This window comes from Pseudomonas segetis, from assembly GCF_900188155.1.
Lineage (GTDB): Bacteria > Pseudomonadota > Gammaproteobacteria > Pseudomonadales > Pseudomonadaceae > Aquipseudomonas > Aquipseudomonas segetis.
Map to the genome: position 1 here is coordinate 123,146 of NZ_FZOG01000006.1, position 20,090 is coordinate 143,235.

Genomic DNA, 20,090 nt, shown 5'->3' on the forward strand with positions numbered 1-20,090 from the left:
TTTTATGAGCGCTGTTATGACGCCTGAAGGTTTTACCGATTTTAAAGTGGCTGATATTTCCCTGGCTGCCTGGGGCCGCCGCGAAACCATCATCGCTGAATCCGAAATGCCAGCCCTGATGGGCCTGCGCAGCAAATATGCTGGCCTGCAACCGCTCAAAGGCGCCAAGATCATCGGCTGCATACACATGACCATCCAGACCGCTGTGCTGATCGAAACCCTGGTGGCGCTGGGGGCAGAAGTGCGCTGGTCATCATGCAATATTTTCTCGACTCAAGACCAGGCCGCTGCTGCTATCGCCGCTGCTGGCATCCCGGTATTTGCCTGGAAGGGCGAAACAGAAGAAGAGTACGAGTGGTGCATCGAGCAGACCATTCTCAAGGATGGCCAGCCTTGGGATGCCAACATGATCCTCGACGACGGTGGCGACCTGACCGAGATCCTGCACAAGAAATACCCGGCCATGCTGGATAAAATCCACGGTGTGACCGAAGAAACCACCACTGGCGTACACCGCCTGCTGGATATGCTGGCCAAGGGCGAGCTGAAAATCCCGGCAATCAACGTCAATGACTCTGTCACCAAGAGCAAGAACGACAACAAGTACGGTTGCCGTCACAGCCTTAACGACGCCATCAAGCGCGGTACCGATCACTTGCTCTCGGGCAAGCAAGCGCTGGTAATTGGCTACGGTGACGTGGGCAAGGGTTCCTCGCAGTCGCTGCGCCAGGAAGGCATGATCGTCAAGGTCTCCGAGATCGACCCAATCTGTGCCATGCAAGCCTGCATGGACGGTTTCGAACTGGTTTCGCCCTACATCGACGGCCTCAACGACGGCACCGACGCTTGCATCGACAAGGCCCTGCTGGGCAAGATCGACCTGATCGTGACCACCACCGGCAACGCCAATGTGTGTGACGCAGGCATGCTCAAGGCCCTGAAAAAGCGTGCCGTTGTCTGCAACATCGGTCACTTCGACAACGAAATCGACACCGCTTTCATGCGCAAGAACTGGGCATGGGAAGAAGTCAAACCGCAGGTACACAAGATCCACCGTACCGGCACTGGCAGCTTCGACGCGCACAACGATGACTACCTGATCCTGCTGGCCGAAGGTCGCCTGGTCAACCTGGGTAACGCCACTGGTCATCCAAGCCGCATCATGGATGGCTCGTTCGCCAACCAGGTTCTGGCGCAGATCTTCCTGTTCGCGCAAAAGTACGCCGACCTGACTGCCGAGCAAAAAGCTGAGCGCCTGACGGTTGAAGTCTTGCCGAAGAAACTCGACGAAGAAGTGGCACTGGAAATGGTCAAGGGCTTTGGCGGCGTAGTCACTCGCCTGACCCAAACCCAAGCTGATTACATCGGCGTAACCGTTGAAGGCCCTTTCAAGCCGGATGCTTACCGCTACTAAGTAGCCGACTGGCCGCATGCCTGCACACAGTTGTGCGGCCAGTGCTCACAAGGACATCGTCATGAGTCAAGAACGCCGTTTCAGCTTCGAGTTTTTCCCGACCAAAACCGAAGCCGGACACGAAAAGCTGATGGCCACCGCGCGCCAGTTAGCAACCTACAACCCGGACTTTTTCTCCTGCACCTATGGCGCAGGCGGCTCTACCCGCGATCGCACCGTCAATACCGTCTTGCAGCTTGATGGCGAGGTCAAGGTTTCGACCGCGCCACACCTTTCCTGTGTCGGTGACAGCAAGGCCGAGCTGCGCGAACTGCTGGACCTCTACAAGAGCAACGGCATCAAGCGCATCGTCGCCCTGCGTGGTGACTTGCCGTCAGGGATGGGGATGGCCAGTGGCGAGTTGCGCTATGCCAATGAACTGGTCGGCTTTATCCGCGAAGAAACAGGTGATCACTTCCACATCGAAATTGCTGCATACCCGGAAATGCATCCGCAAGCACGCAACTTTGAAGATGACCTGGCCAACTTCGTGCGCAAGGCCAAAGCCGGTGCCGACAGCGCCATTACCCAGTACTTCTTCAATGCCGACAGCTACTTCTACTTCGTCGAGCGCGTGCGCAAGATGGGCATCGAGATTCCGATTGTGCCGGGTATCATGCCAATCACCAACTACAGCAAGCTGGCGCGTTTTTCGGATGCCTGTGGCGCCGAGATCCCACGCTGGGTGCGCAAGCAACTGGAAGCCTACGGCGATGACATCGACAGCATCCAGGCTTTCGGCCAGCAAGTGATTACAGAAATGTGCGAGCAACTGCTGCAAGGTGGTGCGCCAGGTCTGCACTTCTATACGCTGAACCAGTCCGAGCCTAGCCTGGCGATCTGGAACAACCTGAAGCTGCCGCGCTGACCAATGCTTCAAGGCCGTTGTTACACAGATTGAAGCCTTGGCCCTGTGCTCTGCCGCAGGCCCAAGGCAGTGCTATAAATACCCCTGTATGCAGCAATTTCAGCGCCATTAAGCAGGCAACTACTGCGCAACGGCCAAGCTCTGTTATACTCGGGACTTCCCGCCAGGCTTGCGCCCGGATGCTAGCCCCTCCCAGAGGCAGCAGTACCGGACGGGATTGCGCGCCCCACGTGCGATTCAAGCCAGGCAATACACCATAGGGCTACGCCCTCACTAGACAGGATTTCACATGTCCTTTGCTTCCCTCGGTCTCTCCGAGGCTTTGGTTCGTGCGGTCGAGTCCGCCGGCTACACCCAGCCAACTCCGGTGCAACAGCGGGCTATTCCCGCCGCGTTGCAAGGTCGCGACCTGATGGTAGCGGCACAGACTGGCACGGGTAAAACAGGCGGTTTCGCCCTACCAATCCTTGAGCGCTTGTTCCCCAACGGTCACCCGGACCGCGAACAACGTCACGGCCCGAAACAACCACGCGTACTGGTGCTGACACCAACCCGTGAACTGGCCGCCCAGGTGCATGACAGCTTCAAGCTGTATGCCCGCGATTTGAAATTCGTCAGCGCCTGCATCTTTGGCGGCGTTGGCATGAACCCACAGGTCCAGGCACTGGCCAAGGGCGTTGACGTTCTCGTCGCCTGCCCCGGCCGCCTGCTCGACCTTGCCGGCCAAGGCAGCATAGACCTGTCGCACGTCGAGATCCTGGTGCTCGACGAAGCCGACCGCATGCTCGACATGGGCTTTATCCATGACGTCAAAAAGGTCCTGGCCCGCCTTCCGGCCAAGCGCCAGAACCTGTTGTTCTCGGCAACATTCTCCAAGGACATTACCGACCTTGCAGGCAAGTTGCTGCACAACCCCGAGCGCATTGAGGTCACGCCGCCGAACACCACGGTAGAGCGTATCGAGCAGCGCGTATTCCGCCTGCAGGCCAGCCACAAGCGCGCACTGCTGGCTCACCTGGTAACCGCCGGTGCCTGGGAACAAGTGCTGGTCTTTACCCGCACCAAACATGGCGCCAACCGCCTGGCCGAATACCTCGACAAGCGCGGCCTGCCCGCAGTTGCGATTCACGGCAACAAGAGCCAGAACGCTCGCACCAAGGCTTTGGCTGACTTCAAGGCCAACAAGGTCCGCATTCTGGTTGCCACGGATATCGCCGCTCGCGGCCTGGATATCGACCAACTGCCGCACGTGGTCAACTTCGAACTGCCTAACGTTGAAGAAGATTACGTGCATCGCATTGGCCGCACTGGCCGTGCGGGTCGCAGCGGTGAAGCGATCTCGCTGGTAGCGCCAGACGAAGAAAAGCTGCTGCGCGGCATCGAACGCATGACCAAGCAGAAGATTGCCGATGGCGACATGATGGGCTTCGACCCCAGCACTGTTGAAGCTGAGCGCCCAGAAGTCCGCGAACCACGTCAACCGCGCCAACAGCGTGCCCCGCGCCCGGCCACACCGGATGGCGAGCGTCATGGTGGCGGACGCAAAGACAAGGGCAAGGACACCGGTCGTGCAGCCAAGCCTGCTGGCAGCCGTGATGGCCGTGGGCGCAAGCCTAGGCCGCAAGGTGAACGCAGCAATCGCCCGGCAGTAGCGGCCATTCCTGTATTGCCTCCCGACCGGGCTCCTGACGAGTTCCGCGACGACGAAATTGATAACTTTGGTAACCGTGTAGACTACGTCAGCCCGAACCAGAGCAAGCCGCAGAACCGTGGCCGTCGCCCGGCAGCCGCCGCAGCACAGCCAGTAGGTCAACCACGCAGCCAGGGCCGCGGCCCACGCAACAATGGCAGCGCTGACGGCGCTCAAAAGCCACGCGGTAGCGGCCAAGGCAAGCGCCAGGCAGGCCAGGGACGCAATGGCTCTGGCGCCAATCGTTCGCGTCCGCCACGCGACCGTGAACGCAGCACCTCACTCAATCGTGACGAACTGCCACGTAGCGAGAGAAGTGCAAGCAAGGCGACAGAGAAACAACCTGTCATCATGCATAAAAGCTCGCGCCTTGATCGGTTCCCGACCCCGGAACAACTCGATCAGCTACCAAGCAGCCGCCCACGCGGCGAAAAGCCAGCCCTGCTAACGCGTAACCGCGACGAGTAACCCGGCATTGGCTGCACCCAACAACGCCAGCCGAGTGCTGGCGTTGTTGTATCTGCAGGTCACGAACTGCAGATGCGTCGCCCATAAAAAACGCCGGCACTAGGCCGGCGTTTTTTATGGGCAGCCAGTAATTACTGACGAACACCTTCGAACGAAATGATCAGCTCAACTTCTTGCGAAGCAGGGCCCAGGTCTTTTTCGATGTTGAAGTCTTTCATCTTGATCGTGGTGGTGCCTTCAAAACCCGCGCGGTAGCCGCCCCATGGATCATCACCTTCACCCACGAACTTGGCCTTGACGACAACAGGCTTGGTCACGCCATTGAGGGTCAGGTTGCCGGTCACGTCGGCAGTGCCATCGCCAGTCGATTTAACCGAGGTCGACTCGAAGGTGGCAGTCGGGTTTTTGCTGACGTTGAGGAAATCGCCGCTGCGGATGTGCTTATCGCGCTCGGCGTGGTTGGTATCAACGCTTTCGGTCTTGAGGGTTACTTTAACTTTGCTGGCTTCTGGCGCTTTGGCGTCGTAGCTGAAGCTGCCATCGAACTCTTTAAAGGTGCCGTACAGCCAGCTGTAGCCCAAGTGGTTGATCTTGAAGTTAACAAAGGCGTGCTGGCCTTTGGTGTCGATCACGTAATCGGCAGCAGAAGCCTGACCCGCGCCGATCAAAGCAGTACCTAGTGCAAGTGCAGCAAGCGTTTTTTTCAACATGGAATCGTCCTTTCAAAGTGATCTTGCAAAAATCATGGTGCAAGGTTTCAGGGATGCGCGGAGCAGGCCGCGCGATTCAACAACTAAGGAACCTCTGAATTTATTCGCGACCGAGCATGCGTTTCAGCGTGCTGTCACGGTCAATAAAGTGGTGCTTGAGCGCCGCCAAGCCGTGCAGACCGGCAAATATGACGATGGCCCAGGCCAGATATTCGTGGACCAACCCGGCCCAGTCCTCTTGATCAGGAATGCTGGTCAAGGTCGCCGGCACTTCGAACCAACCAAAAACGCTGATACCACGGCCATCCGCGGTTGAAATCAGGTAGCCGGCGATCATCAGCACAAACAAGCCGATATACAAAAACGCGTGGCCCCATGTGGTGGCCAACTGCGTCATGCGGCCATGGCTTTGCAAATGCCCCGGTGGCGGGCTGATCCAGCGCCAGGTCAGCCGCAGAAGCATGGCGACAAACAGCAAAATACCGATACTTTTGTGGACCATCGGAGCAACGGTGTAAACGCTGCTGTAGTAATCAAGGTCGACCATCCAGAAGCCGAGGCCGAACAAACCAAATACCGTCACTGCCACCAGCCAATGCATCAAAATACTGATCACGCCATAACGTGATGAAGAGTTGCGCCACTGCATCAATATGTTCCACAAAACCATGACTATTTAAGTTGGGCCAAGATTAGCAACAAAACTATCGATATAAAGCGTAAATTTTCGCTTTGAAATATCGGGAAATACGATAGCTAATCATGCCCCGCTGTTTTCACACTGAACCTCTGTGAATCTAGAGCCTAATGACCGGCCTGCGTTACAACAAGGCTGCGCAGTGACCAGGGCATCAGGGGCGTCCGTCTCATCGGCTCGCCAAGCCTGGCGGCTTGAAACCCAATCATCAATTGAGCCCAAGCCCGGCATTGCCATCTGGTAGGCTGTGCCTAAAGATTTGGAGAACCCAATGAGCCTGAACGATCAATGGATGCAACGCGACCTCGCCGTAGTTTGGCATCCTTGCACGCAGATGAAAGACCACGAGCAACTGCCCCTTGTACCGATCAAGCGCGGCGAAGGCGTATGGCTCGAAGACTTCGATGGCAAGCGCTACCTTGATGCGGTCAGCTCCTGGTGGGTCAATGTCTTTGGCCACTGCAACCCGCGAATCAATCAACGCATCAAGGATCAGGTCGACCAACTTGAGCATGTGATCCTCGCCGGGTGCAGCCACCAACCCGTCATTGAATTATCCGAGCGCCTGGTCAAGCTGACACCGGACGGGCTCGACCGGGTGTTTTACGCCGACAACGGCTCGTCGTGCATCGAAATCGCCCTGAAGATGAGCTTTCATTACTGGCTCAATATCGGCCAACCTGCGAAGAAGCGCTTCATCACCCTGAGCAACAGCTACCACGGCGAAACCGTCGCAGCCATGTCGGTCGGGGATGTCGCCCTGTTCACCGACACCTATAAAGCCCTGCTGCTCGACACGATCAAAGTCCCCAGCCCGGACTGCTACAACCGTCCGAAAGGCGTCAGTTGGGAAGAACATTCGCGCCTGATGTTCACCCATATGGAGCAAGCCCTCGCCGAGCATCATCACGAGGTTTCAGCCGTCATCGTCGAGCCGCTGATCCAGGGCGCGGGCGGTATGCGCATGTATCACCCGGTCTACCTGACGCTGCTGCGAGAGGCCTGTGACCGTTATGGCGTGCACCTGATCCTGGATGAGATAGCCGTTGGCTTTGGTCGCACCGGCACCATGTTTGCCTGCGAGCAGGCTGGGATTCGCCCGGATTTTCTATGCCTGTCCAAAGCACTGACAGGCGGCTATCTACCGCTGGCCGCCTGCCTGACCACCGACACCATTTATCAAGCCTTCTACGACGACTATTCCACCTTGCGCGCGTTTCTGCACTCCCATAGCTACACAGGCAACCCGCTGGCGTGCGCTGCGGCGTTGGCGACACTGGATATCTTCGAGCAGGACAATGTCATCGAAGCCAACCGTGCACTGAGCCAACGCATGGGCGATGCGACTGCTCATCTGGCAGACCACCCAAACGTTGCCGAAGTCCGTCAGACCGGCATGGCCCTGGCAATCGAAATGGTCGCTGACAAAGGCAGCAAGACCCCGTACCCCTGGCAGGAACGGCGCGGCCTGAAAGTCTACCAGCACGCCCTGGAACGCGGCGCATTGCTGCGTCCACTGGGCAGCGTTGTGTACTTCCTGCCGCCGTATGTAATCACCCCGGAGCAGATCGACTTTCTCGCAGAAGTGGCGAGCGAAGGGATTGATATTGCCACCCGCACCTCGGTCAGCGTGGCCCAGGGCAATAGCAACTATCCCGGCTTTCGTGATCCGGGCTAAGCGATTCAGGTGTGAATTTCAGGCTGCTAATGCCAAATATGGAAATGGAGAACGAAAGATGGAGTGGGTGTCATTAGCCCTATCGGCCAGCGCGCTGATAATTGTGGTGCTGTATGTCGGTGTTGCCAGCCCTGGGGCAAAGAGAAAACGGCTCAAGCGGGCACTCAAGGCTGTGCCTGAGTTTGATCGAGGCCAATACCTGTTCAAGCGCCGTTACCCGCACTTTAAATATGGCACCGGCAGCTATGGCGTGCCTGACGTGAAGTTCATACACGAAGGCACGACCCTGAAAATTGGCGCCTACTGCTCAATTGCCAAGGGCGTCTTGATCCTGCTTGGGGGCAACCACCGCACCGACTGGGTGAGCACCTACCCTTTCCCAGCCATGTTGAAACAAGCCCGCCATATCAAGGATTACGAAGAATCACGAGGCGATGTGCTTATCGGCAGCGATGTCTGGTTGTGCGCCAACAGCACGATTTTATCCGGCGTCACCATCGGCCATGGAGCTGTGGTGGCGGCCGGGGCGCTGGTTTGCAAGGATGTCGCACCCTTTTCGATTGTCGCGGGCAATCCCGCTCGAGTAATTGGCTGGCGTTTTGATGAGCAAACCCGTGAAGCACTGTTAGCCAGCGAGTGGTGGAACTGGCCACAAGAAGAAGTCGCCAGCGTTGTCGAGCGCCTGTGCTCTGAAGATACGGCAGGGTTCCTTGAGTACGCCCGCAGCCGCAAACCAGCACCTTGAGTTTTTGTTTAATACTCGACCCTTTTGCAGAGCCCAACCCCTGAGGCAGCCGCTTGCATCAACCGCGTGAGGCATTAGTCTTTCTGGCCGGTACTCGCGAGCGCTGATGGCCCGAAGGCGTTTATTTCCAGCCCCCGAAAGAGCCGGTATCACCGGCGTCGGTGCCTTTTAATCAGGAGTTCGACACCGAGCTATACTGCCTGAGCCCACAATTGAGATGCAATTTTCTGAATTTTACCTCTGACCCCAAGTCCTAATAAGAACAATGCTGAATCTAGAGGTTCTCGCTATGGTAATGCACTACGAAACAACCGATGGTCAAGTTGCATGCGGTCGAGACAACGACAATTTGGATTCCACCAGCAAAGCAAACAAAGTGACCTGTAAAACCTGCCTTGGCTCGCATGTAATGCAGGACATTGCTGGAGCCGCGAAACCCAAGAAAAAGGCCAAGAAGCCGGCAAAGAAACAACCCAAGAAAAAAACTGTACCGAGTTCAACATTCGACTGGAAATACGAATGGGCGGTCATGTGCCATGACCTTCGACCTAATGATCGACTTCCACGCGGTTTCGAGTCGATTGAAGTCTGACGCTGGAGTGATCAAATGAGATCAAGGGCTGTCTCTTTCTACCGGATGGATAAACAGGAACAGCCCGACACTGCGTTACTTGGCTTCTTTAATCACGGTTCCCAAAGAGGCATCTTTTACCAAATAGCGGCCCTCTAACTCACTGAGAGAAACCAAGCTGTTTCGTGCCATTAAAAAGCCTACTTCGACATTTTGTTTAACATACTGGATTTCACCTGCTTTGACATTCACGACCAACTCGGCCCAGTTTTCAGCCTTCGAGCTTAGTGTGTGCTGACCAGGCTCAACATAGAAATAGATGTACTCATTGGCACGTGTATATCCCATTTCGGAGTCTGACTCCTGATCATCAAGAAACACGTTAAAACGTACCAGCCCCCCAGCCAAGCTAGGGCGGACAATATAAAGCAGCCCTTTATCGGCAACCGCCTCTTTCGGCAATGTGTACCCAGCCAGCTCTGCTTGCATCTTGTCTGGTGAAGGCGTCGAGGCACATCCATAAAGAAGGCTCATGCACACAAGTGAAAGTATTTTAATTATTTTCGCAGTCATTTTTAGCTCCCTGGCTACGTGCGCCATTATCGTTATGTTAAGAGTTGCTATCACCTCAGCCTCTCAGCAAAACCGCTGACCCGCCTTGTCGGCGTGCGGCGTGAGAACTCTTGGAGGGTGGGCATGGTGCGCCAATCAGTAGCAGACAGCACGATGCACAAGCCAAATAAAGGCAAAACGCCATCATTCAGATTGTGCGCGCGACATTAGCACGAAGCGGAAGCTTTGCTACAGGCGAATTGATGGATATGTGACAGGGGTTTTGCCCTACTGCACGAGAGCCATCAAAAAGTCAGGCCACAGTTTTCAGCGACAGAAACAAGAGCCACAACCCAAAAGGAACTGCTATTGGGTATGGCTAATTAATCCAGCGATTGACCGAACTGAACCCAGATACATCTGCTGTTTGCAGAGCCTGGCGAGCTCTTTGTGCCGATCAGCAATTGAGCACTCCAAATTGACCGAAAGATCACGCCACCTCATTGGTGCGCATCAGCTGTTCATCAATGGAAACAACGGATGATCCATAGCTGCGCCAGCTGGCAATTCCTTATCCAACCCTGGGAAAGGTGGCGAGGTTGTCCAAGTGCGCGGGGCGTGGGTCATGTCGTCACCTAGCAGGCGCACGGAGAAGGCCCGACGGCGATTCTGCCCGCTGACGCCGCCAGAGGCATGCAATGTCAGCATATTGAAAAACACCGCATCGCCCGGTTCCAGCGCCCAGCCAAGAATCGGGAAGTTGTCGCGCTGCGACTCAATATCCGGTAGTTCGCCCAGCGAGCCTTCGGGAAACCATTTGGCCTGGTTATCAAGAAAGGTACGCGGCATCAGCCAGGGGCCTTTATGGGAGCCGGCAATGAACTCCAGCGTCGCTTCCCGCGAGACCGGGTCAATGGGCATCCACATGCTGATGTTCTGCTGGCCTTCGACATTGTAGTAAGGCTGATCCTGGTGCCATGGAGTACGCTGGCGGGTCCCCGGCTCCTTGACCAGCAAATGATCGTGGTACAGCCGAACCTGCTGGCTGCCCATCAAGCGGCGGCCTGCCTCGGCCAAGGGCGAATTGAAGATAAAGTCGCGGTAGGCGGGGTTTTCCTGCCAGTTGCAAAAGTCCTCGAAGAACCAGCCAGGGTCATCTGGCTGGCTGGCAACCTTGGCCCTGGGACTGGGGTTGCGCAGGTTGTGCTCGATGCCTGCGGCGAGCCCACTGATTAACGCCTGATCGAATAAGCCGCGAATACAGATCGCGCCGTCGCGCTGAAAGGCATCAATGGTGTCCTGGTCGATAAGTGCATCAAGTGAAGCAGTCGTATGCATGGCAAGCAGCTCCTTGTCGGGCCATCATTCAAAGGTCGGCAATTCGTCATCCAGCGCATCAATCAGACGGCTGAAAAACGCCTCGCAGCGTTCAAGTTGGTCAAACTCAATGTATTCGTCCGGCAAGTGCGCCTGATGGATACTGCCGGGCCCGCAGATAAGCGCCGGGATACCCAGGCTGGCGAGAAGCCCCGCCTCACAGCCAAACCCAAGGGCCACGGGATTGCTGTCGCACTGGGCCAGCGCCGCGAGCCAGTTGATGTAGCCCTGGCGCTGCTCGTCGAGCTGGGGGTACTGGCCGACACACTCGAGCTCCAGCCGCGCCTGTTCGGCCAGCGCCTGAATCGGCGTTGGCATGGCCTGTGGATAGGCGGCGGACAAACGGCTGAGAACCTCCTCACTGTCCTGCCCCGGCAGGGTGCGCATCTCGAAGTCCAGCTGGCAGCGCTCGGGAATCTTGTTCAGGGCACTGCCGCCCTGGATCAAGCCGGTGTGCACCGTCGACCACGGCGGATCGAAGCGGTGATCCGGTGGCGTGTTCAGGCGCTTTTCCTCGGCCAGGCGACGAATCTCCAGAACCAGCCCCGCCGCGACGTCAATGGCATTGACCCCACGTTCTGGATATCCAGAATGCCCGCCAACACCATGGACAGTGGCGCGCATGGCAACATGCCCCTTGTGCGCATTGCCGATACGCATCGGGGTTGGCTCGCCAATAATGGCGCCACGCAAGCGGTGCTCCTGAAGGCGCAGGTGCGGCAACATCAAGGGCGCACCCAGGCAGCCAAGCTCTTCATCGAATGAAAGGGCCAGCACCACTGCATTGCGCTGCAGGCGATGCCTGGCTTTGACCAGGCTGTTCAAGGCGATGCCGATAAAACCTTTCATGTCCGCACTACCCCGTCCGTAGAGTCGGCCTTGATGGCGACGAGGCACAAAGGGTTGCGTAACACTCCAGTCAGCCGGGTCAGCCGGAACCACATCGCTATGCCCGGAAACCAGTATGGCAGGCGCATCCTTGGGGCCGAACTCGGCAATCAGGTTGGCCTTGTTGCCATCGGCGTCATGGATCAAGGTCACCGCAATATCGTGTGATTGCAGCCACTGCGCAACAAAGTTGATCAACTCCAGGTTGCTACGTGAGCTGGTGGTATCGAAGGTGATCAAGCGCTCGATCAACTCAAGCGCGTCGCGCGAAAGGGGTTCTTGCATTGTCAGCTCTCCAGCCACGATCAGGCTCCGGTCCATATAAAGGTGTTGGCAACGACGACCAGCACAGCGCCAAGAGCGTAGAGCATCAGAATCAAAGGCAGCATGAAACGCATCCAGCGCGCCCACGGCACGCCGGCAATGGTGAGACCTGCGATCAACCAGCCTGCGGTCGGAGTGAAGGCATTGGAGATACCGTCACCAAATTGAAAGGCCAGCACAGCGACCTGGCGATCCACCCCGGCAAGATCAGCGAGCGGCGTCATGATCGGCATGGTCAGCGCGGCCTGGCCGCTGCCGGAGGTAACCACGAAATTCATCAGGCTCTGGGATGCATACATCCCCAGTGCCGCCAGGTTCGAAGAGCTGTTGCCGACAACGGATACCAAGCTGTGGATGATGGTGTCGATGGTCATGCTCTGTTGCACGATTACCACGATAGTGAAGGCCATGCCCACGGCCAGGGCGCCATCGACCATATCCTTGCAGCCCTCCGAAAAGGTCTGGGCAATGTCATTCGCTGGCATGCGGGCAATGATGCCGCTGACGATGCCAAGGATCAGGAATATCCCGGCCATTTCCTTGAGGTACCACCCCCAACTGCTGACCCCGATGATGATCACCACCAGGGCCAAGCCAAAGGCGGCCAGAATTCCCAGGTGACGGGGCTCAAGCTGCACCAGCTCCGACTGGCTCACGCCTTGCTCGGGCACGGCCAGATCGGCAATTACACTCCGGCTCGGGTCACGCTTGACCCGTTGCGCATAGAACATGACATAGCCCGCGCTGAGGGCAACGAACAACAGCCAGCAAAACATGCGGTAGCCCATGCCGGAGAACAGCGGCAGCTCGGCAATCGATTGTGCGACACCAACATTGAACGGGTTGAGAAATGAACCGGTATAGCCAATGGCCGTGCCAATAAGGGGAATTGCAGCAGCGACCACGGCATCGTAACCGGCACGCCTGGCCAGCGGCAGGAGAATGAAGATGTAGACGATACTGCCTTCGATCATGCCGTAGGTAGCGGAGCACAGTGCAAAGAAGGTCATCATCAAGGGGATGATCAGGATTTCACGGCCAGCAAGGCGCGACAGCAACAAATTGACCAGCCCCTCCAGCGCCTGGCTACGACGCATGACGCCAAAGGTGCCACCGACAATAAGCAGGAAGAAAATAATCGACGAGCCGCTTTTCATGCCCTCGAAGAAAGCGTTGAAAAAAGCCAAAGGGCCAATGGCCTGATGCTCGACCCAGTGATAAGTCCCGGCGACAATCACCGAGCGGCCTTGCTCATTGACCAGGCGTTCATAGCTACCGCCGGGAATCACCCAGGTAATCAGCGCGGCGAGTACGGCCAGAACAAAGAGAATGACAAAAGCATGGGGAATCGCTTTTGGGCTGGGTGATCTCAAGCTGACATCGCTTGCCATGGTGGTATTTGACATTGTTATCACCAGTGGAGTTGGCCATTTCTGCTGGCACATATTTGTTAGCTTGCTATGTTAATTGCAAAACCAAGCCGATTGCACCAATCCTGGGCATATTGACCGGTCAGTTATGCCGAATTAATCCCCAAGACTGCCTTACCGGGAGCATTCCTACGTCGGCGCAGTGCGCTGAAGCAGTACCAAGACTGTAGAGCTGCGTTTGATCAGGGTGGGGGCAGATAACCTGTGCGCGGAAAGGAAGAAGCGGCGTAATGTCCTGCATGAATGGAATCCTTTTCAATGCGGATATTTATTTTTGTATATACATTGAAATTTGATACTACCGCCAGACATAGCGCTGTCAAGCCATTAATCACGAATCACATGATGGCTAATCGATCTTACGGGAGCAGGTACAAACAAATGAGTATACATTTGATGAGCAGACGCAAGCCCCAGCGGCCTGGCCACTATTTGTGGCGAACACTAAAAATGGGGGCGACATCGCAGGCACCAAGCATGGACTGCGCAGCCATGCTTTTGCGCCTGATGTGCCAAATGTTCTAGATAGAATTGATAGCCTTCATCGTTATAGAAACAAACCGAGCGGTTGTTTCCCCTCTGAATCAGATGCAGAGACATCCTAGGCAACAGTAGTCTTACTCGACGTGGCATTGGAAACTCCTTTTCCATTCGCAACAGTCTGAGGCTTGTAGTGGTCAACTAATCCCAGACACGACGTTAAGTTTCTGCTCAGCCTGAGCGGGCGCTAGCCCGCCATTGAATAAATGAGGCCGTATCCAGTTGTAGCGATGCATCAAGTAATGGCTGATGTCCCGTTGCGCCTGCTGAACCGACATATAACCCACTGAAGGTATCCACTCGGTTTTCAAGCTTCGAAATACACGCTCCATCGGCGAGTTATCGTAGCAATTGCCCCGGCGACTCATGCTCTGGCTGATGCGGTACCGCCACAGGCGCTGTCGGAAGTGGCGACTTCCATATTGCGACCCCTGATCCGAATGAAACAGCAGCCCTTGAGGCTTCCCGCGTTGCTCATAGGCCATATCCAGCGCCCTGGTGACCAAGTCAGCATCCGGGTTTCCTGACAACGCCCAACCCACTATCCGGCGAGCATAGAGATCCATAACCACGGCCAAGTAGTGCCATTTCCCTTGCGCCCAGATGTAGGTGATGTCACCGCACCAAACTTTGTTTGGCTCGGGAACGTTGAACTCACGATTCAGCGTATTTGGAATGTCAGGTCGCTCAATCGTTGCTTTTTTGTAGGCATGCGAGCCCGGCTGCTTGCTGATCAACCCCAACTCCCGCATCAAGCCACGCACCTTGAAGCGCCCGATTTGCTCACCATCTTCCTGCATCATCGACACGATACTGCGGCTGCCAGCAGCGCTTCGACTCTGGGTGAACAGTTCGTTGACTCGACTGCGTAATCGAATTCTCTCAACACCCGGAGAACGCCGCCTGAGGCGATGGGCGTAGTAAGTCGAGCGGGTGATTTCGAACACCTCGCACAAACAATCAACAGGTTCATGGGCGCTTAGCTGATGGATCAGCGCGAACGCTCGAGATCTTCCGACATCAAGAGCGCGGTAGCCTTTTTTAATATCGATTTCTCTCGCTCGAGCCGAGCAATCCGAGCTTCCAGCTCTTGGATTTTTTGCTGCTCTGGAGTCAGCGCCTTACTTTTAGGCGTCACGCCTGTTCGCTCTTGCTGGAGCTGATCGACCCAACGACGCAGAGCTGTCTCACCAATACCCAGTGAGCGACTGGCCTCGATGAAGCTGTAGTTTTGCTTGAGCACGAGATCAGCAGCCTCGCGTTTGAATTCAGGGGAAAAGGTACGGCGTTGCTTGGTCATATGACACCTCGTTCTGACGAGTATTCTCGCCTAAATGGGTGTCCGGTTTCATTAGACCACTGCACTCAGCCGCAGGCATAATAATAGCAATAATAGGGGACAGACCACGTTTAATTCAAAATCTCAGCCAGAAAACGTGGTCTGTCCCCTATTTACTGCCTGGTCGGTGATTATTTCGGACAGACTTTCGGCTCCGTCATCTTAATCGGGTCTTTGATCGGGTAGCCCGGCCGTCCATAATCCGCGCAGCTGGTGGTCACTTTCACTTTATCGCAGGGCATAAAATGTACCGTGACCCCACAGGTCTTTTGCCCCGTATAGTCCGGCACGGGTACAACCGCACTATGCTGCCGGTTGTTTTCACTCATTTTTTTTACCCAGGCCAAGTACTTGGCAGTGTCTGCGAACCCGGGAAAACCTTTCGTTGACGCTTCACCACTTTCCCAATCAACCTTCACCGTCATCCCCGGTTGCCACTTCGAGGGCACGCCATAACAGCAGCCACCGCCGCCCCCCTGATACGGTCCAATAGCGTCAATGCCCGACTGCCCGTCGACGCTGAAATGGTTAATGGCCCATTTGGTATGGTTAATCGCCTCAATGGTGCCGCCACCTCCGCTCTGCACACCTGCCTGGGCCGATGGCTGGCTACAGCCTGTCAGCAGCAAGGCGCCCAGCGCCACGAGGTAAAGTTTTATTTTCATTTCATATTCCTTTAATCAATGAACAGATAACGTGCGTCTTGCTTAGCCGTGACTGCCAGACAGGCATGGCTAAGCATTACAAAACAAGGGAATTACAACGTCAGCGTGGGTATTACTGCGGACAGACTTTCGGCTCCGTCATCTTAATCGGGTCTTTGATCGGATAGCCCGGCCGTCTGTAATCTGCACAGCTGGTGGTGACCTTTACTTCATCACAGGGCATAAAATGTACCGTGATCCCACAGGTCTTTTGCCCCGTATAGTCCGGCACGGGTACAACAGCACTGTGCTGTTTATTCTGGGCCTTCATTTTCTTTTCCCAGGCTAAATACTCATCCCGTTTATCAAAACCCGGAAACCCGTCCATATCTCCGACACCCGTTTCCCAATCAATCCTTACCGTCATACCCGGCTGCCACTTCGAGGGCACGCCATAACAGCAACCGCCACCACCGCCCTGATACGGCCCGATAATGTCAATGCCCGACTGCCCGTCGACGCTGAAATGGTTGATCGCCCATTTGGTATGGTTAATCGCCTCAATGGTGCCGCCGCCTCCGCTCTGCACACCGGCCTGAGCCATTGGCTGGCTACAGCCTGAAAGCAGCAAAGCGCCCAGCGCCACGAGGTAAAGTTTTATTTTCATTTCATATTCCTTTCATCAATGAACTGAATCACCCCTGATTTCGTAACAAGAACAATAGAGGAACAATAGGGGACAGACCACGTATAATTCAAAATCCCAGCTAGAAAAACGTGGTCTGCCCCCTATTTACGCCATATTCAGCCTAAGCTTCTACATCTAAACCTGCCGCTTAATTTTCAAGGATAAATAAAGTCTATACTTATTTTAACTTTAACTAAGTCCAAGGTTACCTCACAGCCACTCCACGCTGGCAGCCCTCCTGTAAGTTTATTCTCAACATACCAACTGCGAAGCTCTGTTAAAAGGTCTAAAATATCTGTATTGGCTCGCCCGCCTGCCGTGAACCAAGCAACGTTACCTTGTTCATCAATGTAGTCATACTCACAGCTATCTAGCTCTTGGGATAACTGTGCGCGCATTATAATTTTACAGGCTCCGCCGGGAGCAATTTCAAATAAAATACCCCCAATGTCATTGTAGATATCATCATCACTACGCATCAATTTCCACCCGGTGAGTTTTTAAATACAATCTCTTTTAGACGAGCACCAATAATAGGGGACAGACCACGTATAATTCAAAATCTCAGCTAGAAAAACGTGGTCTGTCCCCTATTTACAGTTGCTTTTGGGCCATCAAACCTTCGGCACTATTGAAAACAAGGCTCCACTCATTGAATAACTGCCTATATAGCTCCTTGCCTTCTCTGAACTTCTTTTCAAGAAGGCAGAGTCCAACTCTCCAGGCTCTTGATCGCAATACCAATTGTCATAGGTCTGTTCGGGAGACTCGTCGACCAGTTGATATACATCCCCTCCGAGCACTGGGAATCCTAAAGCTTCAAGCTCGTTAATGGCACGTACGGCTTCATCACGCTCCAAGGCCCAGTTCTTTACTCCCACACAACTCAGAGAAACCCCACAGCTTAGGATGGAGTCAATCTGCTCTGACCATATAACACTCATAGCTCACTGCCCCGGATTCGGCTTAAACAGACGATGATTAACTGTTCCATCCGGCTCCTTTATGAACTCGAACACTCCTTGCTTTCCACGATACTCGCCTGGAATTTTCAGTATATCTCTGAACAATACATTTAATCCAAAATCTCACCCAGAAAACGTGGTCTGCCCCCTATTTAAAGAAATCACCTGCAACGGAGTTTACTTTTGCACCAACTAATCATCAATAATAGGGGACAGACCACGTATAATTCAAAATCTCAGCTAGAAAAACGTGGTCTGTCCCCTATTTACGCTTTAACTAAAACCCCAGATGCTTTGTCTGCTGCTTGCATTGCCGGGTCAACAGTCCACGTCTTAGAGGCAGTTGCTTTTGCACCAACAGAACCGTCAAAACTAACTTATAGCTCTACTTCAGGCCTAATCCATACAGCAATGGCAACCTCATCACTAAGTGAGATCATCGCACTCTTTGAAAATTGGACAAGGCGTATCTTGTCACCCATATCGTAATCACCAATACAGATCCAGCCCGTAGCCATATCCTTAAACATCTGCCACAGGTTCGAGCCGGGAATTTCAATTGCTACACCTGCAACCAACTCAAAACCTGCAGATTCAATATATATACTTCCACAGTCTATATGATTCATTGGCATATGCTTTGGTTCGCAATTGATTAGTGGGCATAACCCCCATGGATAAAGTAGCCTTCCTGTCTCAACGCCCACTTCAATCTGAAGAGTACCAATGACTAAAGAACAGCATCCTTGCCCTCCGGTCCTCAAGGCAATCTCTTCGCGAGAACAGTCAACAAAATCTATTGAGTATTCTGACTCTCTATAGATCAACCGCCCAGAAAGAGGCTCTTCCTTTAAATCACATTTAAAGCCAGCATACGTCATGACTACTGCCCGCTCTTGAATAGAAAGTGAAGTACTGTATTAGTCTTAGGATCCACAACCAGCTCATAGGTGCCTTTGCTTCCATTCATTGTTCATTGGACATCCCAGCGGAGAGCGCCTGGTACTCCCCGTGGATCAGTAATAATAGGAGACAGACCACGTTTAGTTCAAAACCCTAGCCGAAAAACCGTGGTCTTTACTTTATTTCCCTTATGCCGACGGCCTCAGGCACCTGTAGCGATGCTCAAAGCGGCACTAGTGCCTGCGCACAACACGGGCGTCAAACAGGCTAAACTGCGCGTCCCTGCATTCAGTTAATAGTTTGCCCATGCGCCTATCTCGCTTTTTTATCGATGCCCCGCTCTCCATTGGCCAGCATGCGCTGCCTGAGGCGCAGGCTCATTACATCAGCCGCGTGCTGCGCCATGGCGTTGGCGATGCGGTGCAATTGTTCGATGGCAGCGGCAATGAGTTTCTTGGCGAGTTGATCGAGGTGGGCAAAAAGGCCGTCAGTGTTGAGCTGCGCCAGTGCATCGCAGGTCAGCCGGAGTCGCCGCTGAGCATTCATCTGGGTCAGGGGTTGTCCCGTGGCGAGCGAATGGATTGGGCGATCCAGAAAGCCACGGAGCTGGGTGCAACCGAGATCAGCCCGATCGTCAGCGAGCGGTGTGAAGTCAGGCTCAAGGATGAACGTGCTGACAAGCGCATGGCGCATTGGCGGCAAGTGGCGATTAGCGCTTGTGAGCAGTGCGGTCGCTCGGTGGTGCCGCTGATCCATCCACCCATCAGCCTGAATGACTGGCTGGCGCAGATAGATGCACAGCTGAAACTGGTGCTGCACCCGGTTGCAGAACCGCTGGAAAGCCACGCCAAGCCCCAGTCGCTGGCATTCCTGATCGGCCCTGAAGGCGGCTTGAATGACGCCGAGGTCGAGCAGGCTAAAGCCCAGGGCTTCCATGCGGCGCGTTTAGGTCCACGGGTATTGCGCACTGAAACGGCGCCTGTGGTGGCACTGAGTGTGGCGCAGCAATTGTGGGGCGATTTTTAAGCCGCAGCGGCCCCAACGCAAAACGCCAGCTTGCGCTGGCGCCTGCAACGACCACTCAACCTAGATCAGGCCTGCGTCTTCCAGTAACTGCTCAAGTGCAATCAGGTCGGGGATCTTCAGCACATCATCGCCAATTTGCACCGCATCCAACTCCAGCGGGGCCAGGCTGGCGCCGGGCACTGTCACCAGGTCGTTGGCGACCTTTACCGAGCGCGGAATCCCCTGCACCAGCAGGGCGATAAACTTAACCTTGTCCCGGCCGCCGGATGCGTTGATCACAGCCACCCGGGCGTTGCCGCCGATTTGCGCCTGGCCGTCACTGGCCGCTTCGAATGACAACAGCGGCAGACGCAGATCCCGCCAGTTGATCTGCCCCAAGAACCATGCTGGCATGCCTGCGCTGGTTTGGGGTGCGCGATAGGGAATCAACTCGGCAACCACTACGTTAGGCAATAGCAGCGTGCGGTCTGCCAGCGGGATAGCCAGGCATGTGAGGCTGGCGACGCTGTTTTCGATGGTTTGGCTCATGGATAT

General features: G+C 55.1%; 20 protein-coding genes. 7 read left to right on the forward strand and 13 right to left on the reverse strand.

Annotated features, from left to right (window positions below):
• Positions 1-4: 4 nt before the first annotated feature.
• From CHB79_RS17930 to rhlE2, 3 genes are all read left to right on the forward strand, one after another.
• Entirely contained in the window at positions 5-1,414 is a 1,410-nt protein-coding gene (locus tag CHB79_RS17930; protein WP_010485731.1) for an adenosylhomocysteinase, read from the forward strand.
• Between the two features lie 61 nt (positions 1,415-1,475).
• Positions 1,476-2,321, forward strand: coding sequence for a methylenetetrahydrofolate reductase [NAD(P)H] (gene metF / locus CHB79_RS17935; RefSeq protein ID WP_010485729.1), 846 nt, complete (start codon positions 1,476-1,478; stop codon positions 2,319-2,321).
• Positions 2,322-2,610: 289 nt separating this feature from the next.
• Positions 2,611-4,479 (forward strand): RNA helicase RhlE2, encoded by a 1,869-nt coding sequence (gene rhlE2 / locus CHB79_RS17940; protein WP_089360901.1) that lies wholly within the window; start codon positions 2,611-2,613, stop codon positions 4,477-4,479.
• Positions 4,480-4,610: 131 nt separating this feature from the next.
• Here the strand turns inward: rhlE2 and CHB79_RS17945 are convergent, their stop codons facing one another.
• Both CHB79_RS17945 and CHB79_RS17950 read right to left on the reverse strand, forming a co-directional pair.
• Positions 4,611-5,189, reverse strand: a complete 579-nt coding sequence (locus CHB79_RS17945) for a YceI family protein (RefSeq protein WP_029529436.1) — start codon at positions 5,187-5,189, stop codon at positions 4,611-4,613.
• Positions 5,190-5,289: 100 nt separating this feature from the next.
• Positions 5,290-5,838: a cytochrome b gene (locus CHB79_RS17950; RefSeq protein ID WP_089360902.1), complete on the reverse strand. Its 549-nt coding sequence runs from the start codon at positions 5,836-5,838 to the stop codon at positions 5,290-5,292.
• A 319-nt stretch (positions 5,839-6,157) separates the two neighbouring features.
• Between CHB79_RS17950 and CHB79_RS17955 the strand changes: the two genes are divergently transcribed.
• From CHB79_RS17955 to CHB79_RS17965, 3 genes are all read left to right on the forward strand, one after another.
• Positions 6,158-7,564, forward strand: a complete 1,407-nt coding sequence (locus CHB79_RS17955; RefSeq protein ID WP_089360903.1) for an adenosylmethionine--8-amino-7-oxononanoate transaminase — start codon at positions 6,158-6,160, stop codon at positions 7,562-7,564.
• Positions 7,565-7,622: 58 nt separating this feature from the next.
• A complete protein-coding gene (locus tag CHB79_RS17960) occupies positions 7,623-8,309 on the forward strand; it encodes a CatB-related O-acetyltransferase (protein ID WP_089360904.1) in 687 nt (228 codons plus the stop codon).
• A 289-nt stretch (positions 8,310-8,598) separates the two neighbouring features.
• Entirely contained in the window at positions 8,599-8,901 is a 303-nt protein-coding gene (locus tag CHB79_RS17965) for a hypothetical protein (RefSeq protein ID WP_010485710.1), read from the forward strand.
• A gap of 75 nt (positions 8,902-8,976) precedes the next feature.
• On the opposite strand, the gene CHB79_RS17970 is transcribed toward CHB79_RS17965, so the two are convergent.
• The 10 genes from CHB79_RS17970 to CHB79_RS21950 all read right to left on the reverse strand — a co-directional run bounded on the left by CHB79_RS17970 (position 8,977) and on the right by CHB79_RS21950 (position 18,508).
• Positions 8,977-9,369 carry a DUF2846 domain-containing protein gene (locus CHB79_RS17970; RefSeq protein ID WP_010485705.1) on the reverse strand — a complete coding sequence of 131 codons (393 nt, stop codon included), beginning with the start codon at positions 9,367-9,369 and terminating at the stop codon, positions 8,977-8,979.
• A 576-nt stretch (positions 9,370-9,945) separates the two neighbouring features.
• Complete coding sequence (locus tag CHB79_RS17975; RefSeq protein WP_089360905.1) at positions 9,946-10,770, reverse strand: phytanoyl-CoA dioxygenase family protein; 825 nt, start codon at positions 10,768-10,770, stop codon at positions 9,946-9,948.
• Positions 10,771-10,794: 24 nt separating this feature from the next.
• Complete coding sequence (argE, locus tag CHB79_RS17980; RefSeq protein ID WP_176443219.1) at positions 10,795-11,982, reverse strand: acetylornithine deacetylase; 1,188 nt, start codon at positions 11,980-11,982, stop codon at positions 10,795-10,797.
• Between the two features lie 20 nt (positions 11,983-12,002).
• Entirely contained in the window at positions 12,003-13,427 is a 1,425-nt protein-coding gene (locus tag CHB79_RS17985) for a YfcC family protein (protein WP_217898872.1), read from the reverse strand.
• Positions 13,428-14,128: 701 nt separating this feature from the next.
• Positions 14,129-15,291, reverse strand: a protein-coding gene (locus CHB79_RS17995) for an IS3 family transposase (RefSeq protein ID WP_089360907.1) whose coding sequence is annotated in 2 segments (ribosomal slippage) — positions 14,129-15,036 and positions 15,036-15,291 — 1,164 coding nt in all. Because the reading frame shifts where the segments join, the coding sequence is not laid out codon by codon here.
• Positions 15,292-15,461: 170 nt separating this feature from the next.
• Positions 15,462-15,995: a Tli1a family immunity protein gene (tli1a, locus tag CHB79_RS18000; protein ID WP_089360908.1), complete on the reverse strand. Its 534-nt coding sequence runs from the start codon at positions 15,993-15,995 to the stop codon at positions 15,462-15,464.
• Positions 15,996-16,107: 112 nt separating this feature from the next.
• Complete coding sequence (tli1a, locus tag CHB79_RS18005) at positions 16,108-16,641, reverse strand: Tli1a family immunity protein (RefSeq protein ID WP_089360909.1); 534 nt, start codon at positions 16,639-16,641, stop codon at positions 16,108-16,110.
• Positions 16,642-16,817: 176 nt separating this feature from the next.
• Positions 16,818-17,141, reverse strand: coding sequence for a hypothetical protein (locus CHB79_RS18010; protein WP_089360910.1), 324 nt, complete (start codon positions 17,139-17,141; stop codon positions 16,818-16,820).
• A 135-nt stretch (positions 17,142-17,276) separates the two neighbouring features.
• Entirely contained in the window at positions 17,277-17,606 is a 330-nt protein-coding gene (gene imm40 / locus CHB79_RS22445) for an Imm40 family immunity protein (protein WP_089360911.1), read from the reverse strand.
• Between the two features lie 398 nt (positions 17,607-18,004).
• On the reverse strand, positions 18,005-18,508 hold the full coding sequence (locus CHB79_RS21950; RefSeq protein WP_141133438.1) for a hypothetical protein: 504 nt from the start codon (positions 18,506-18,508) through the stop codon (positions 18,005-18,007).
• A gap of 328 nt (positions 18,509-18,836) precedes the next feature.
• Here CHB79_RS21950 and CHB79_RS18025 point away from each other — a divergent pair, with 328 nt between their 5' ends.
• Complete coding sequence (locus CHB79_RS18025) at positions 18,837-19,556, forward strand: 16S rRNA (uracil(1498)-N(3))-methyltransferase (protein WP_010485690.1); 720 nt, start codon at positions 18,837-18,839, stop codon at positions 19,554-19,556.
• A gap of 60 nt (positions 19,557-19,616) precedes the next feature.
• On the opposite strand, the gene CHB79_RS18030 is transcribed toward CHB79_RS18025, so the two are convergent.
• On the reverse strand, positions 19,617-20,084 hold the full coding sequence (locus tag CHB79_RS18030; protein ID WP_089360913.1) for a chemotaxis protein CheW: 468 nt from the start codon (positions 20,082-20,084) through the stop codon (positions 19,617-19,619).
• Positions 20,085-20,090: the final 6 nt, after the last annotated feature.